Here is a 14,402-nt window from a genome sequence, read left to right as displayed (position 1 = left end):
CGCGCTTTCGCGATCTGCTTTTTGTTTGCGCACCGCCCGGCCATCGTGCAAGCTCTTTCTCATGCAGACGTGCCGCGTGGAGCCCGAAAGGGTCCGCGACGAGCGCGCAACCAGGAAGCCTCGAGGAGAGCCCATCGCATGACCTCCGCCCACATCAGTCGCCGCGCCCTGTTCGGACGCCTCATGGCGGGCGGCGCGGTCGCTGCCCTGTCGGGGCTGGCGCCGGGTCTCTGCCGCGACGCCTGGGCGGCACCGCCCAAGGGCGTGCGGCTGTCGGACGGAACGCTGACCCTCGACTTCGACGCAGCGATGCGCTCGCGCCTGTCGCATGGCGGCCGCGCGATCACGCCGTTCGCGTCGGCGAACGGGCTGGTGCTCGCCGACGGCCGTGCGTTCGATCGGTTCCTGCTGGTCGAGCACGACGAGGCGCCGATCGCGGGCGGCGCCCACGGCGCGGGCCGGCTGCACCGGCTGCGCGCCACTGCGGGCGGCGAGATCGAGCAGCGGATGTCGGTGCGCTTCTTCGATCGCTATCCGGGCGTGGCGGTCATGGAGGTCACCTATCGCAACACCGGCAAGGCGCCGGTGGCGGTGGCCGGCTGGCACGTCGCCACCCACGATCTGCTCGCCCACCCCAAGGGGGCGTGGACCTTTGCCGGCGCCTCCTATCCCGATCGGCGCGACTGGGCGCAGCCGGTGCTGCCGAGCTTCGAGCAGCGCAACTTCATGGGGATGAACGGCTCCGACTATGGCGGCGGCACGCCGGTCGCGGTCGTGTGGCATCCCGACGCGGGCCTGGCGGTCGGCCATCTGGAGCGCGAGCCGCGGCTCGTGTCGCTGCCGGTCGCCACCCAGCCGGCCGGCACGCGGATCGGCATGTCGGGGGGCGAGCCGAAGCTGCTGCCGCCCGGCGAGACGATCACGCTGCCGCTCACCTTCCTCGCGGCGCATCGCGGCGACTATTTCGCGCCGCTCGACGCCTATCGCCGCATCATGGGCGAGCGCGGCGTCGCGGCACCCAGGATCCCGGACTCCAGCTACGGCGCGATCTGGTGCGCCTGGGGGTACGACCGCAACTACACCCCCGAGCAGGTGTACGGCACCTTGCCCAAGGCCAAGGAGCTCGGCTTCGAATGGGCGGTGCTGGACGACGGCTGGCAGCGGGCCGAGGGCGACTGGCGCCTCCACCCGGCCAAATACCCGCGCGGCGACGCCGACATGCAGGCGTTCACCGCCCGCATCAAGGCGGACGGCATGCGCCCGCGCCTGTGGCTGGCGCCGCTGGCGGTGGACCCGGGCACCGAGCTGCTGCGCGACCATCCCGACATGCTCCTGCTGGACAAGAGCGGCGCGGTGCAGAACGTCACCTGGTGGAACGCCTATACGCTGTGCCCCGCCTATGCGCCGGTGATCGACTATCACCGCAAGCTGGTGCGCCAGATCATCGGCGACTGGGGGTTCGAGGGGCTGAAGCTCGACGGCCAGCATCTGAACGGCGTCGCGCCCTGCTACAATCCGGCGCACAACCATGCCCGGCCCGAGGAGTCGTTTGAGAAGCTGCAGGACTTCTGGAAGGTGCTGTACGACGAGGCGATCGCGATCAACCCGGAAGCGGTGATCGAGATCTGCCCGTGCGGCGACAGCTTCGCCTTCCACAACATCCCGGCGATGAACAACACGCCCGCGTCCGACCCCGAATCTTCGTGGCAGGTCCGCCACAAGGGCAAGACGTTCAAGGCGCTGATGGGCCCGTCGGCCCCCTATGCCGGCGACCATGTCGAGCTGAGCGACGGCGGCGACGACTTCGCCTCCACCTACGGCGTCGGCGCGATCCCCTCGACCAAGTTCACTTGGCCGAAGGACGCGCCCGACCCCGAGAACAAGCTGCCGCCCGGCGGCTTCGTCCTGACGGACGCCAAGGAGGCAGTCTGGCGCAAGTGGCTCGGCCTCTACAAGACCCACATGCTGTCGCGCGGCACCTATCTGGGCGGCCTCTACGACCTCGGCTTCGACAAGCCGGAGGGGCATGCGATCGAGAAGGACGGCGCGCTCCACTACGCCTTCTACGCCGACAGCTGGGACGGGCCGATCACCCTGCGCGGGCTTGGCAAGGGATCGTACGCGCTGGAGGACGGCTTCACCGGCCGCGCGCTCGGCACCGCCCGCGGGCCGGAGCACCGGTTGCAGGCGGCGTTCAAGCGGTTCCTGCTGGTACGCGCCACCCCGAAGGCGACCGCGTGATGGCGTCGGTGGCAAAGACGGCGCCCGGCCGGCGCGTGTGGCTCCTCTACGCGATCGTCACCGTGGTGCTATGGGGCATTTGGGGCGCGTTTTCGGGGCTTTCCCCGCAGAACGGCTTTCCCGAGACGCTGGTCTACTGCGTCTGGGCGCTGACGATGATCCCGCCAGCGCTGGTGGTGCTGGCTCAGGCGGGCTGGCGGCTCGACCGATCGCCGCGCGCGATCGGCCACGGTCTCGCGGTGGGGCTGCTGGGCGCGGGCGGGCAGATGGTCCTGTTCTACGCCGTCGCGCGCGGGCCGGCGTACCTCATCTTTCCGATCATCTCGCTGTCGCCGGTGGTGACCATCGCGCTGTCGTTCCTGCTGATGGGGGAGCGGACCGGCAAGCTCGGCGCGTTCGGCATCCTGCTGGCGTTGCTGGCGCTCCCGACCTTCGACTTCGCGCCGGGCGGGGCAGGGGGCATCCAGGCGGGCGGCTGGCTGGTGCCCGCGATGGTCGTGATGCTGTGCTGGGGCGTGCAGGCCTATTTCATGAAGGCGGCGAACCACGTCATGTCCGCCGAGAGCATCTTCGTCTACATGATGCTGTCCGGCCTGGTGCTGATCCCGATCGCCTGGGCGATGACCGACTTCTCGCAGCCGATCAACTGGGGCCTGAGCGGCCCGGGGCTCGCCGCGCTGATCCAGGTGCTGAACGCGATCGGCGCGCTGACGCTGGTGTTCGCCTTCCGCTACGGCAAGGCGATTATCGTCGCGCCGCTCGCCAACGCCGGCGCGCCGCTCGCCACCGCGCTGCTGTCGCTGGTGGTGCTGGGCGTCGTGCCGGGCGCCCTCAAGACCGTAGGAATCCTGCTCGCGCTGACCGCTTCGCTGCTGCTGGCGATCGAACCCGACGCCGGTGACACGGAAACGGTCGCGCCGAGCGAATAGTTTCGGTATGTTTCGTTAGCTTGCGTACATTGCGCTTCAGCGCTACGGCACAGGGGAAAGGAGCTCTCGTGCAACCAATTCTCGACATGGTGATGCGGCACAAGGCAGGCGAACCGATCGGCCTGACCTCGGTCTGTTCGGCGCACCCGCTGGTGATCGAGGCGACGCTGCGCCACGCGCTCGCCACCGGCCAGTCGATCACGCTGGTGGAGGCGACCTCCAACCAGGTGAACCAGGACGGCGGCTACACCGGCATGGTGCCGGCGGACTTCCGCGACTTCGTCCGCGCGATCGCCGACCGCGTCGGCTTCCCGCTCGACCGGCTGGTGCTTGGCGGCGATCACCTCGGCCCCAACGCCTGGACCGCACTTCCCGCGGCGGAGGCGATGGCAAAGGCGGAGGTGCTGGTCGCCGATTACGTCCGCGCCGGCTTCCGCAAGATCCATCTCGACTGCTCGATGAGCTGCGCCGACGATCCCGTCCCGCTGCCGGAGACGACGATCGCCGATCGCGCGGCGCGGCTGGCGCGAGCGTGTGAGGACGCCTTCACCGGCGACGCAGACGATGCGCCCGTCTACGTCATCGGTACCGAAGTGCCGGTACCGGGCGGCGCGGCCGAGGATCTGGAAGAGCTCGCCGTCACCACGCCCGAGGCGGCGATCGCCACCGTCGACATGCACCGCGACCTGTTCCGCGACCGCGGCCTTTCCGCCGCCTGGGATCGCGTGATCGCGACCGTCGTCCAGCCCGGCGTCGAGTTCGACCACGACAAGGTCGTCGAATACCGCCCCGACCGGGCGACCGCGCTCAGCCGCGCGATCGAACCCGTCGACCATCTGGTGTTCGAGGCGCATTCGACCGACTATCAGACCGCGGCCGGCCTCGCCGCGCTCGTCCGCGACCATTTCGCGATCCTGAAGGTCGGCCCCGGCGTCACCTTCGCGCTGCGCGAGGCGCTATGGGCGCTCGACGCGATCGAGGCGGAACTGGTAGCGCCGGAGCGGCGTGCCGGGCTGCGCCGCGTGACGCTGGAGCGGATGCATGCCGAGCCGAAGAACTGGCGCAAATACTATCACGAGAGCGGCGACGCGCTCGATCTGCAGCTCCAGTACAGCCTGTCCGACCGCATCCGCTATTATTGGCCGGATCCGGCGATCGCCAACGCGCAGGAAACGCTGTTCGCCAATCTGCGCGAGGTGAAGCTGCCGCTGGCGCTCGTCAGCCAGTATCTGCCGCTCGCCTATCTCGCGGCGCGCGACGGCCGCGCATCCTTCGACCCCGCCGAGCTCGTCATGGCCCATGTCGGCGCCACGCTCGATGCGTATCACGGAGCCTGTCACCCCAATGTCTGACACCATGCTCGCCGCTTCGGCCGAGGCGCCCGCCGCCGTGACGTGGACGCAACGGGAAATCGAACAGCAGCCGCACACGCTGCGCGCCACCCAGGCGCTGCTGCGCGATCAGCAGGCAGCCATCGAGGCGTTCCTCGCCCCGTTGCTGGCGCGTCCCGACCTGCGCATCGTGCTGACGGGGGCGGGCACCTCCGCCTTCATCGGCGAATGCCTCGCGCCGGTGCTGTCGCGCACGCTCGACCGCTGCGTGGAGGCGATCGCCACCACCGACATCGTCAGTTCGCCCGACCTGTATCTGCGCGCCGACGAGCCGACGCTGCTGGTGTCCTTCGGCCGTTCGGGGAGCAGCCCGGAAAGCGTCGCCGCGGTCGACCTGCTCGACGCGCATGTCCGCGATGCCCACCACCTGATCGTCACCTGCAACGCCGAGGGCCAGCTTGCCGGCCGCGCTGGCGCCCGGGCCTACGTCCTGGTCCTGCCGGAGGAGACGCACGACCGCGCCTTCGCCATGACCTCCAGCTTCAGCGCGATGATGCTGGCGGCGCTGTCGAGCCTCGGCGGGATCGCGGCGATGGAGGCGCGCGTGCCGGCGATCGCCGACGCGGTCGCCGACGTGCTCGCCCGCGCCGAGCCGGTGGTGGCGGCGCTGGCGCAGCGCGATTTCCAGCGGGTAGTCTATCTCGGCAGCGGGCCTTTCAAGGGGCTGGCGCGCGAGGCCGCGCTCAAGCTGATGGAGTTGAGCGACGGCGCCGTGGTGACCGCGTTCGACACCCCGCTCGGCTTCCGCCACGGGCCCAAGACGATCATCACCGAGCGGACGCTGGCGGTGGTGTTCCTGTCCAACGATCCGCTGACCCGCCGCTACGACGAGGATCTGGTCGCGGAGCTGCGCGCCGACGGCCGCTGCGGTGCGGTGGTGGTGATCGCGGCCCGAGACGACGAGACGGTGCAGATCGCCGTACCCGGCCTGTCGGGCGCGGCGGACGCGGACCTGCTCTTCCCCTTCATCGTGCCCGCGCAGCTGTTCGGGCTGAACGTCTCGCTGCGGCTCGGCCTCACGCCGGACACGCCGAACGCCAGCGGCACCGTCAACCGCGTGGTGCAGGGCGTGCGGATCCACGCCGCGCAGGCATGATCGACGGCGACTGCTTCCTGGGCGTCGACGGCGGCGGGACGAAGACCGAGTTCGTCTGCATCGACGCTGCCGGCACGGTGATCGCACGCGCGGTCACCGGCACCACCTACCACCTGCAGGTCGGGGTGGAGGAGGCGGTGCGCCGGCTTGACGAGGGCATAGCCGCCATCTGCACGGCGCTGGGTGCGACGCCCGACGTGTTCGGCTTCGTCTTCTTCGGTTTGCCCGCCTATGGCGAGGACCGAGTCGCCGATCCGCTGCTGCACGCCGCCTGCGGCCGGCTGCTCGGGCACGACCGCTATCGCTGCGGCAACGACATGGTGTGCGGCTGGGCGGGCTCGCTCGCCTGTGCGGACGGGATCAACATCGTCGCCGGCACCGGATCGATCGGCTACGGCGAGTGCCAGGGCCGGTCGGCGCGCGTCGGCGGCTGGGGCGAGGTGTTCGGCGACGAGGGCTCCGCCTATTGGATCGCCATCCAGGGCCTCGCCCTGTTCTCCCGGATGAGCGACGGTCGGGCGGCGATGGGGCCGCTCCATGCGATCGTGACCGAGGCGCTGGCGCTCGAGAACGACCTCGACCTGTGCGAGCGCGTGACCGGGCCGGACAGCATGGCCCGCGGCGACATCGCCGGGCTTGCCGAGCTCGTCTCGCGCGCGGCCGAACAGGGCGACGCGGGCGCCCGCGCCATCCTGCACGCCGCCGCCCGCGAATTGGCCGACCACGCCGTCGCACTGCGCCGCACCCTCGGCTTCGCCGACGCGGCGGTCGTGCCGGTGTCGTGGTCCGGCGGCGTGCTGACGAACCAGCCGGTGGTACGCGAGACCTTCGCTGCGATCCTGCGCGACGCCGGCGGCTTCACGCCTGCCGAGCCCGCGCATCCCCCCGGCTACGGCGCCGCACTGTACGCGCGGCAGATCCGGACGCGCAGCACCCTCGCTGCCTGACGGCGCGGCCCAAGACCGGAACCTGTATCATGCCGCTTCTGACCCGTGCCGCCGCCACCCTCGCGATCGCCGCCGCCATCGGCGTCGCCTCCCCCGCATGTGCCGAGCCGAAGCGCGATCCGCTGACGCCGGCCGGGCGCTGGACCCTGCCCGAGCGCAAGACCGCGCGCACCCCGCCGATGGGCTGGAGCTCGTGGAACGCCTTCCGCACCGAGGTCGACGAGGACAAGGTGCTGGGGGCGGCGCAAAAGCTGGTGGACAGCGGGCTGGCCCGGCTGGGCTACGTCTATGTCAACATCGACGACGGCTGGTGGCTGAAGCGGCGGACCGGCGACGGCCGCCTGCTGATCCGCACCCGCATCTTCCCGTCTGCCGAGCGCAAGGGCGGCGACAGCAGCTTCCGGCCCTTCACCGACCGGCTGCACGCGATGGGGCTGAAGGCCGGTCTTTATTCCGACATCGGCCGTAACGCCTGTTCGCAGGCCTATGATCTCCACTCGCCCAACCTGCCGGAGGGCTCGACGGCGGAGCGCGAGGTCGGCCTCCACGGCCATGTCGAACAGGACGTCGCGCTGTTCTTCCGCGAATGGGGCTTCGACTATCTGAAGGTCGATGCGTGCGGCATCAACGTCTACGCGCCCGATGCGCCCGTGGTCGCGCAGAACGGCTATCGCCCGTTCGCGCCGCTCATCGACCAGGCGTCGATCAACCGCACCGACGTCGATGCGGTGAAGGCGCTCTATGCGGAGGTCGCCGCGGCGCTCGATCGCGCCAATTCGGACGGCGACTACATCCTTTCGTTGTGCACCTGGGGCAGCGCCGACGTGCGGCGCTGGGGCAAGCAGATCGGCCATCTGTGGCGCACCAGCCAGGACATCACCCCGAACTGGACGCGCATGCTGCACAATTTCGACAGCGCCGCCACCCGCGAATTCTATGCGAAGCCGGGTGCCTGGAACGATCCCGACATGCTGTTCGTCGGCCACGGCGACTTTGACGAGAAGCATCTGACGGAGGCCCGCTCGCACTTCGCGCTGTGGGCGATGATCAACGCCCCGCTGCTGATCGGCTACGACCTGCGCGACGCGCCGCAGAGCCTGCTCGCCATCTGGGGCAACGCCGCCATCGTCGGCGTCAACCAGGATCCGGGCGGGCACCAGGCCGTGATCGCCTATGCCACCGACGACGTGCAGATCCTCGTCAAGACGCTGGCGGGCGGCAGAAAGGCCGTCGCCGTCTTCAACCGCGGCCTGGCGGCCGCGGAGGTGAACCTGACCGCCAAGCAGCTGAAGCTTGCCGAGGGTTCGCCGATCACGCTGCGCGACCTGTGGAGCGGCACCGCGCGCGCGCCCTTCACCGGGGAGACGACGCTGAAGCTCGCCCCGCGCGAGACGTTGATCTTCGAGGTCCGCGGCGAGCGGCGGCTCAAGGACGGCATGTACCTGTCAGAGATCCCCGGCGATGTGAACGTGGCGGAGGACGGCATCGTCGCGCCCGAAGTCGATCCGGTGGTGCATCGCATGATCGGCCAGTGGAGCGGCACGCGCGATACTGGGGAGCGTCCGGTCTATGCCGGCTGGGGCGGCGTACGCGCCGACGCGACCCCGTACGATCAGACGCTGCAGATCGCGGGCAAGCCGTACGACACCGGCATCGGCATCCTCGCCCAGTCGCGCCTGGAGGTCCGCAACACCGCCCGCCATCGCCGGTTCGAGGCGCTGGTCGGCGTCGACGACTCTACCCGCAACACCCGCGATCGCGTGCGGTTCTTCGTCTACGGCGACGGCCGCCTGCTCGCGTCCAGCACGCCCGTCGCATTCGGTGCGGCGGCGCAGAACCTGTCGGCGGACATCCGTGGCGTCCGGACGGTGGAACTCGTCACCCGCACGCAGACGCACGGCAGCGACCTGCCGGTCGTCACCACCTGGGCGAACGCGGCGGTGCGCTGATCGGTTGGGCAGGCGGCGATAAAAGGCAGGATGGTGCGGGCTGTGTGGCCCGGCGAGTATGCGCGGGTCGGGGATCTCGACGGGGGTCGGCGCGCCGGGAGCGCGACGTCTGTCAGCCCGCCGAGGAGGCGCTCGACCGGAGCCCTCGCGTGGTGTTCGATCATGTAACGATGCGCCACTGCCGGTCGTCCAGAGCGGGATCCGCGTTCGGATGTCGAAGATCGCCGCATTTTAGACCGGCCTCTCGCTCACGGTGCGCGAACGCAGGCCTCCGTCACCGGCACTTCCCCGCCGCGGGCGGGAGTCAGGCTGCCCCCCCGCGCGGCGCATCTCAGCGCTCGATCGGCGGCACCTCGATGCGGTCGCCCGTGATCGTGATCGGCACCAGCCCGAAGTGCCGGCGCCACGGTGCGGTCGTGTCGTTGCCGAACATCGTGTACCAATAGCGCCCTTGCGCATCGCGGAACGCGGTGCCGTGGCCGCCATGCGGCACGGCCAGCCGGCGCTTGCTGTAGGGGCCGAACAGCGACTTCGACGTGCCGTACATCATGTCGTAGGTGCCGTCGGTGCGCAGCGGGCCGTGCCACTCGGCGCCGGTGAGGAAATAGGTGTCGCCGACCTTGATGAGCCCGTTACCCTCGTAGCCGACGTTCTCGCCGTCGGTGTCGACCAGTCGGCGGACCGGCCCCTCGAACCCGTCGCGCGCGGCGTTGAGCTTGCCGATGCGGCCACCGCCCCAGAGCAGGTAGACGCCGCTCTCGTCCTCGAACGGGAAACCGTCGATTCCCTCGACGAAATAGCTGTCGGCGACGTTGACGTAAGGCCCCTCGGCCTTGCCGCTCGTGGAGCGGAACAGCCAGGTCTTGCCGCCGACGTCGCGCTCCATGACCGAGAAGGCGAGATAATAGGTCCGGTCGCGCGCGACCCAGCGGATTTCGGGCGCCCAGAGTTCGGCGACATTCTTGAACGTGTAGCCCAGCCCCTTCCAGTCGAAGATCATCTTCTGCGACGACCAGCGCTTGAGATCGGTGGAGCGATAGAGCGTCACCCCGCCTTCGGGATATTGGAAGCCGAAGCCCTTCTGCGTGCCGACCAGATAATAGGCGCCGTCGCCCCCAAGCGCGACGGACGGGTCGCGCATCGTCTCCCCGGGCACCAGCGCCTGGCGGTCGGCGACCGCGCTGTTCTCGGTGAGCACCGATCCCGCCTGCCGCAACCGGCCGTCGGGCGCGCGCTCCAAGGGCACGAGCCCGACCTGCTCGCAGAACATCGCGAAATCGTCTTCGCAGCGCGGATTGTAGCTGGCGACCAGTCGCCCGTCACGGGTGCGGACGACATTGGTCTGTCCGGCGTGCGGCACCGCCAGGAAGCGCTTGGAAAAGGGGCCGTAGGGGGAGGGGGCGGTCGCCATATAGACGTCGTCGGTCGCGGTGCGCATCCGGCCGGTCACCTCGCTGGCGGTGACGACATATTGCCCGTCGACCTTGAACATCGACGCGCCGGCCTTGCCGATGCGCAGGCGGACCGGCCAGTCCTTGCCCGCGGGCGGATCGACGGCGAACAGCGCAGGGTCCGGCTTGAGGAAGCGCGGAGCCTCGGCCAGCCTGGCGAGATCGGGCGTGAGCCTGGCGATACGGCCGCCGTCCCACAGCAGATAGGGAGTGCCGTCGTCGTCGAGGAAGACCGAGACGTCGCTCGCGTCCGGCACCAGGCAGGGGCTTTCGACGAAGCCCCCGGTTGGCCGCGCGACCGACCCCGTCGCGACGTGCGCGCATCCGTTGTCGTCGGCGAAGGCGAGCAGCATCCGGTCGCCGCGGATCTGAATGTCGGGTGCGAGGTAGCGGTGCCCGGCGCCGTGCACCACGCCGAGCGCCTGCCAGGACGTGCCCTCGTCCTTCGAAACCCACAGCTGGATGCCGTCGCGCCGTCCCTCGCGCAGCACGGTGCCGGTCAGGAACCAGCGTCCGTCCGGCGCCTGTGCGATCGACGCGTCGAGCACGGCGTGGGCGGCGAAGAAGGGCTTGAGCGGCTTGGCATCCGGCGCGGGCATCACCACCGCGTTGCGATCCATCGAGGGATGGTCGAGGAAGATCGGATCTGCGGGGCCCGGCTTGCCCTGCGGCGCGGGCGCCTGCGCGTTCGCCGTTACCGACACGAGGGCCGTCGCAGCCAGCGCTGCCGCAAGACGCTTCTTCACGATACTCTCCTCGTGCAGGTCGGCCGGTGATCCGACAAGGATGTCGTCCGGCTTTCACTTATTATCGGTCAAGTCCTACTTATTTTCGTGGCAGTGACAACCTTCCTCGCGCGCAGCAGAGCCCGCAGGGCGGCTATTACGTGGTTCTGGCATATGCTTCGGCTGAAGGTGGGAGTGGCCGGGGTCGGTCCTTGCCGCCGACCGGCGCAGAAGTCCCGAAACGTCGCTGATGCAACGCGCACCGACTGCGACGCGGCGATCAGTCGTCGAACGCTGCTCGGTTCAGGTATGCCAGGACGTCTTCGATCAGCTTCGCCATCGCCTCGCTCGCGCGCTGCGGCTCGCCCGCGGCGATCGCCTGGTACACCGCCTCGTGGTCCGGGATGCAGGCCTTCCCCTGCGCCTGGCGGTTGGTGACGCGGATCGAGGCGTGCAGCGCCGTCGCGACGATGTCGCGGAACTGCGACAGGAACGGATTGCCCGTGGCGCGCAGGACGGCGACATGGAAGGCGATATCGGCGTCGAGCGCATCGTCGCGGCCTTCCGCCGCGGCCTGCATCCGCTTCAGGCCCGCCAGGATCGCCGTCACCTGCGCGGGGGTCGCGCGCCGCGCCGCCCAGGCGGCCGCCTGCGGTTCGACGATCAGCCGCATCTCGTTGAACTGGCGCAACAGCGCGCGCGAGAGCTTCTGTTCCATCAGCCAGCGCAGGACGTCGACGTCAAACAGGTTCCAGTGGTCGAGCGGCTGCACGAAGGTGCCGATCTTGGGCTTGGCGCGCAGCAGACCCTTGGCCGTCACCATCTTGACCGCCTCGCGCGTGACCGAGCGGCTGACGCCATGTTCCTTGGTGAGCTCCGCCTCGGTCGGAAACGCCGCGTCGGCATAGTCGCCGCGTACGATCTTGCGGCCGAGCGCATCGACCATGTCGAGCGTCAGCGTACGGGCAGGACCGCCTTCTTCCGGATCCGTCGTCGTGTCGTGCGCCATTCGATCCAGTCCTGCTCGCCGCTCTGGCCGGCGGGTGGTTGCTGCTAGCGTAGTTCGCGGGGGTTGGACAGGCAGCAGACGGGTCCAAGCCGTCCGATGCGAGCGGCGGCATCGCAAATTGTTGATCCCGAACCGAATGTGCCGGCGTTGCCGTTCTATACAGAAGAATATGGTCGCGATGCTGGCATCCGTGGTCGCGTGCGTGCGGCACGCCCATGACGGGCGCCTTCTGCTGCTCGCCGGAATCGTCTGCGCGATCGGGACCTATGCGTCGTTCGCGATCGGCCACCATGCCGCACGCGCCGCCAGCCGCCACCGGAAGCGGTGGGGCGCGGTCGCCGTCGCCGCGAGCGGCTGCACCGCCTGGGCCACCCACTTCATCGTGCTGCTCGCGTTCAAGCCGGGAATGCCCGCCGCGTTCGAACCCGTGCTCACCGCCTTGTCGCTGCTCTGCGCCATCGTCGGGATCGGCGCCGGCGTGTTCGCGTCGCTCGGCAGCCGCCGCGTCGCGCGGCAGTTCGCCGCCGGACTGATGCTCGGCGTCGGCGTCGCGGCGCTGCACTATGTCGGCCAGGCGGCGTATCTCGTTCGGGGCACCGTCAAATGGAGCCACGGCCTCGTCTTCTCCTCCATCGTCATGAGCCTGCCGCTCTCGGGGCTGGCGATGGTGGCGGCGGCGAGCCGCGACCGGCGCTATCGGCGGCTGGCGGCGCCGTTGCTGATGGCATCGATAGCGCTGCTGCACTTCTGCGGCATGGCGGCGATGACGCTGCACTTCGATCCGCGACGACGATTCCCCGACTTCGCCGTATCCCCGCACGCCATCACGCCGGTCGTCGCCGGCGTTTCCCTGTCGCTGATCGCGCTCGCGATCGTGGGTTGGCGGCTGGATCTCAGCGCGAAGGCGCGGCTGCGCGACGATCGCAAACGGTTGCGCGAACTCGCCGACGTGGCGCTGGAGGGCCTGCTGATCTGCGAAGGCGATGCCGTCGTCACCGCGAACAACAGCATGGAACGCCTGTCGGGGCGCGACCCCGGCGCCTTGGCCGGCGAACAGCTGAGCGTGCTGCTGCCTGGACTGGACGTATCGGGCCTGCCGGAGCGCGAGGAGCGCGAGGCCGAACTGATCGGTGCCGGTGGGCAGGCGGTGCCGGTGCGCGTGCTGCGCTGCGACCTGGCGCTCGGCCACAAGCTGCAGACCGTCATCGCGGTGCGCGACCAGCGCGAGCGGCTGCGGACCGAGGCGCGGATCCGCAACCTCGCCTTCAACGATCCGCTGACCGGGCTGCCGAACCGCACGCGGTTCTTCGACCTGCTGGCCGTGCATGCCGCGTCGCGGGCCGACCAGGATCGCGCCTTCGCGGTGCTGATGCTCGACCTGGACCGGTTCAAGCCGGTCAACGACACACACGGCCATGCCGCCGGGGACGCCATTCTCCGCATGGTCGCCGATCGATTGCGTGCCGTCGTGCAGGAGGGCGACGTCGTCGCACGCCTGGGCGGGGACGAATTCGCGATCCTGCAGCTGAGCGCGACCACAGCGGGTGAGGTCGAGATGGTGGCGAAGCGGATCGTCGACACGATCGGCTTGCGCCCCTTCCTGCTCAACGGCCAGGCGATCCATCTGGGGGCGAGCGTCGGCTTCGCCTGGGCGCCGGAAGACGGCAGCGTCCCCGCAGAGCTGCTGCGCGATGCCGATCTGGCGCTCTACGCCGCCAAGGCGGACGGCAAGGGCACGTTCCGCCGATACAGCCCGACGCTCAGCGAGCGGAACCACGAGCGGCGCATGCTCGAGGCCGGGCTGCGGCACGCGCTGAGCGAGGGGCACCTCGAGCTACGCTACCAGCCGGTCGTCGACGCGCACACCCAACGGGTGACCTGCGCGGAGGCGCTGGTCCGCTGGCGCGATCCGGCCGGCGGTCTCATCGCGCCCACCGAGTTCATCGGTCTGGCGGAGGAGACGGGGCTGATCCTGCCGCTGGGCGAATGGGTGCTGCGCACCGCATGCGCCGAAGCGGCGACATGGCCGGGCGACATCAGCGTCGCGGTCAACCTGTCGCCGGCGCAGTTCCGCGACCGTGCGCTCGCCGATGTGATCCACGCGGCCCTGGCGGCCGCCGCGCTGCCGCCGGAGCGGCTGGAACTGGAGATCACCGAAGGCGTGCTGCTGATGAACGAGGCGACGACGCTCCACACGCTTTCGGAGCTTCGCGATTCGGGCATCCGGATCGCGATGGACGATTTCGGCACCGGCTATTCGTCGCTCGGCTACCTCCGCAAATTCCCGTTCGACAAGATCAAGATCGACCAGAGCTTCGTCCAGCAGGTGCCGGACGACGCCGAGAGCGTGGCGATCCTGCGCGCCGTCGTCGCGATGAGCGTGTCGCTCGGCATGTCGGTGACGGTCGAAGGGGTGGAGACGGAGCAGCAGTTCGGCTTCCTGAAGGCCGAAGGCTGCGACCTGATCCAGGGCTATCACGTCAGCCGCCCGCTCGACAGCGACGCGTTCGCCGCCTTCGTCGCCCAGCGGCAGCGACGCGACCGGACGCTCGTTCCGGCCAGGGGCTAGGTGTTCAGTCCCGGCATCTGGTGGATCGGATTGACGATGAAGCGTTCTGGCTCTGAGGTCCAGAGCTTGGCGATGTATTCGTAGGGTGTGAGGCC

9 protein-coding genes and 1 pseudogene are annotated in these 14,402 nt (G+C 69.7%); 7 read left to right on the top strand and 3 right to left on the bottom strand.

The window, feature by feature from the left end:
- Window positions 1-138: 138 nt before the first annotated feature.
- From ACBY01_RS15005 to ACBY01_RS14980, 6 genes are all read left to right on the top strand, one after another.
- A complete protein-coding gene (locus tag ACBY01_RS15005) occupies window positions 139-2,241 on the top strand; it encodes a glycoside hydrolase family 36 protein (protein WP_416461751.1) in 2,103 nt (700 codons plus the stop codon).
- Complete coding sequence (locus ACBY01_RS15000; protein ID WP_416461750.1) at window positions 2,241-3,170, top strand: EamA family transporter; 930 nt, start codon at window positions 2,241-2,243, stop codon at window positions 3,168-3,170. The genes ACBY01_RS15005 and ACBY01_RS15000 overlap by 1 nt, the downstream gene beginning before the upstream one ends.
- 68 nt (window positions 3,171-3,238) lie before the next feature.
- Entirely contained in the window at window positions 3,239-4,522 is a 1,284-nt protein-coding gene (locus ACBY01_RS14995) for a D-tagatose-bisphosphate aldolase, class II, non-catalytic subunit (protein WP_416461749.1), read from the top strand.
- Window positions 4,515-5,657, top strand: coding sequence for an SIS domain-containing protein (locus ACBY01_RS14990; RefSeq protein WP_416461748.1), 1,143 nt, complete (start codon window positions 4,515-4,517; stop codon window positions 5,655-5,657). The genes ACBY01_RS14995 and ACBY01_RS14990 overlap by 8 nt, the downstream gene beginning before the upstream one ends.
- Window positions 5,654-6,604, top strand: a complete 951-nt coding sequence (locus ACBY01_RS14985; protein ID WP_416461747.1) for an N-acetylglucosamine kinase — start codon at window positions 5,654-5,656, stop codon at window positions 6,602-6,604. The genes ACBY01_RS14990 and ACBY01_RS14985 overlap by 4 nt, the downstream gene beginning before the upstream one ends.
- 29 nt (window positions 6,605-6,633) lie before the next feature.
- Window positions 6,634-8,553, top strand: coding sequence for an NPCBM/NEW2 domain-containing protein (locus ACBY01_RS14980; protein ID WP_416461746.1), 1,920 nt, complete (start codon window positions 6,634-6,636; stop codon window positions 8,551-8,553).
- 331 nt (window positions 8,554-8,884) lie between these two features.
- Here ACBY01_RS14980 and ACBY01_RS14975 read toward each other — a convergent pair whose 3' ends face one another.
- Both ACBY01_RS14975 and ACBY01_RS14970 read right to left on the bottom strand, forming a co-directional pair.
- Window positions 8,885-10,750, bottom strand: a complete 1,866-nt coding sequence (locus ACBY01_RS14975) for a family 43 glycosylhydrolase (RefSeq protein WP_416461744.1) — start codon at window positions 10,748-10,750, stop codon at window positions 8,885-8,887.
- Window positions 10,751-11,009: 259 nt separating this feature from the next.
- A complete protein-coding gene (locus ACBY01_RS14970) occupies window positions 11,010-11,738 on the bottom strand; it encodes a FadR/GntR family transcriptional regulator (protein ID WP_416461743.1) in 729 nt (242 codons plus the stop codon).
- A gap of 169 nt (window positions 11,739-11,907) precedes the next feature.
- Here ACBY01_RS14970 and ACBY01_RS14965 point away from each other — a divergent pair, with 169 nt between their 5' ends.
- A complete protein-coding gene (locus ACBY01_RS14965) occupies window positions 11,908-14,307 on the top strand; it encodes a bifunctional diguanylate cyclase/phosphodiesterase (RefSeq protein WP_416461742.1) in 2,400 nt (799 codons plus the stop codon).
- On the opposite strand, the pseudogene ACBY01_RS14960 reads toward ACBY01_RS14965, so the two are convergent.
- Window positions 14,304-14,402, bottom strand: a pseudogene (locus ACBY01_RS14960) (IS481 family transposase); the annotation flags it as partial. The gene ACBY01_RS14965 and the pseudogene ACBY01_RS14960 overlap by 4 nt on opposite strands.

This window comes from Sphingomonas mangrovi, assembly GCF_047975845.1.
In the GTDB taxonomy this organism is placed as follows: Bacteria; Pseudomonadota; Alphaproteobacteria; order Sphingomonadales; family Sphingomonadaceae; genus Sphingomonas.
Note: the sequence above shows the minus strand (reverse complement) of the source record. Positions and strands in the feature narration are given on the sequence as shown.

Coding starts and splice junctions, on each gene's coding strand:
- ACBY01_RS15005 (WP_416461751.1), top strand. CDS start 139: ATGACCTCCGCCCACATCAGTCGCCGCGCCCTGTTCGGACGCCTCATG.
- ACBY01_RS15000 (WP_416461750.1), top strand. CDS start 2,241: ATGGCGTCGGTGGCAAAGACGGCGCCCGGCCGGCGCGTGTGGCTCCTC.
- ACBY01_RS14990 (WP_416461748.1), top strand. CDS start 4,515: ATGTCTGACACCATGCTCGCCGCTTCGGCCGAGGCGCCCGCCGCCGTG.
- ACBY01_RS14985 (WP_416461747.1), top strand. CDS start 5,654: ATGATCGACGGCGACTGCTTCCTGGGCGTCGACGGCGGCGGGACGAAG.
- ACBY01_RS14980 (WP_416461746.1), top strand. CDS start 6,634: ATGCCGCTTCTGACCCGTGCCGCCGCCACCCTCGCGATCGCCGCCGCC.
- ACBY01_RS14970 (WP_416461743.1), bottom strand. CDS start 11,738: ATGGCGCACGACACGACGACGGATCCGGAAGAAGGCGGTCCTGCCCGT.
- ACBY01_RS14965 (WP_416461742.1), top strand. CDS start 11,908: ATGGTCGCGATGCTGGCATCCGTGGTCGCGTGCGTGCGGCACGCCCAT.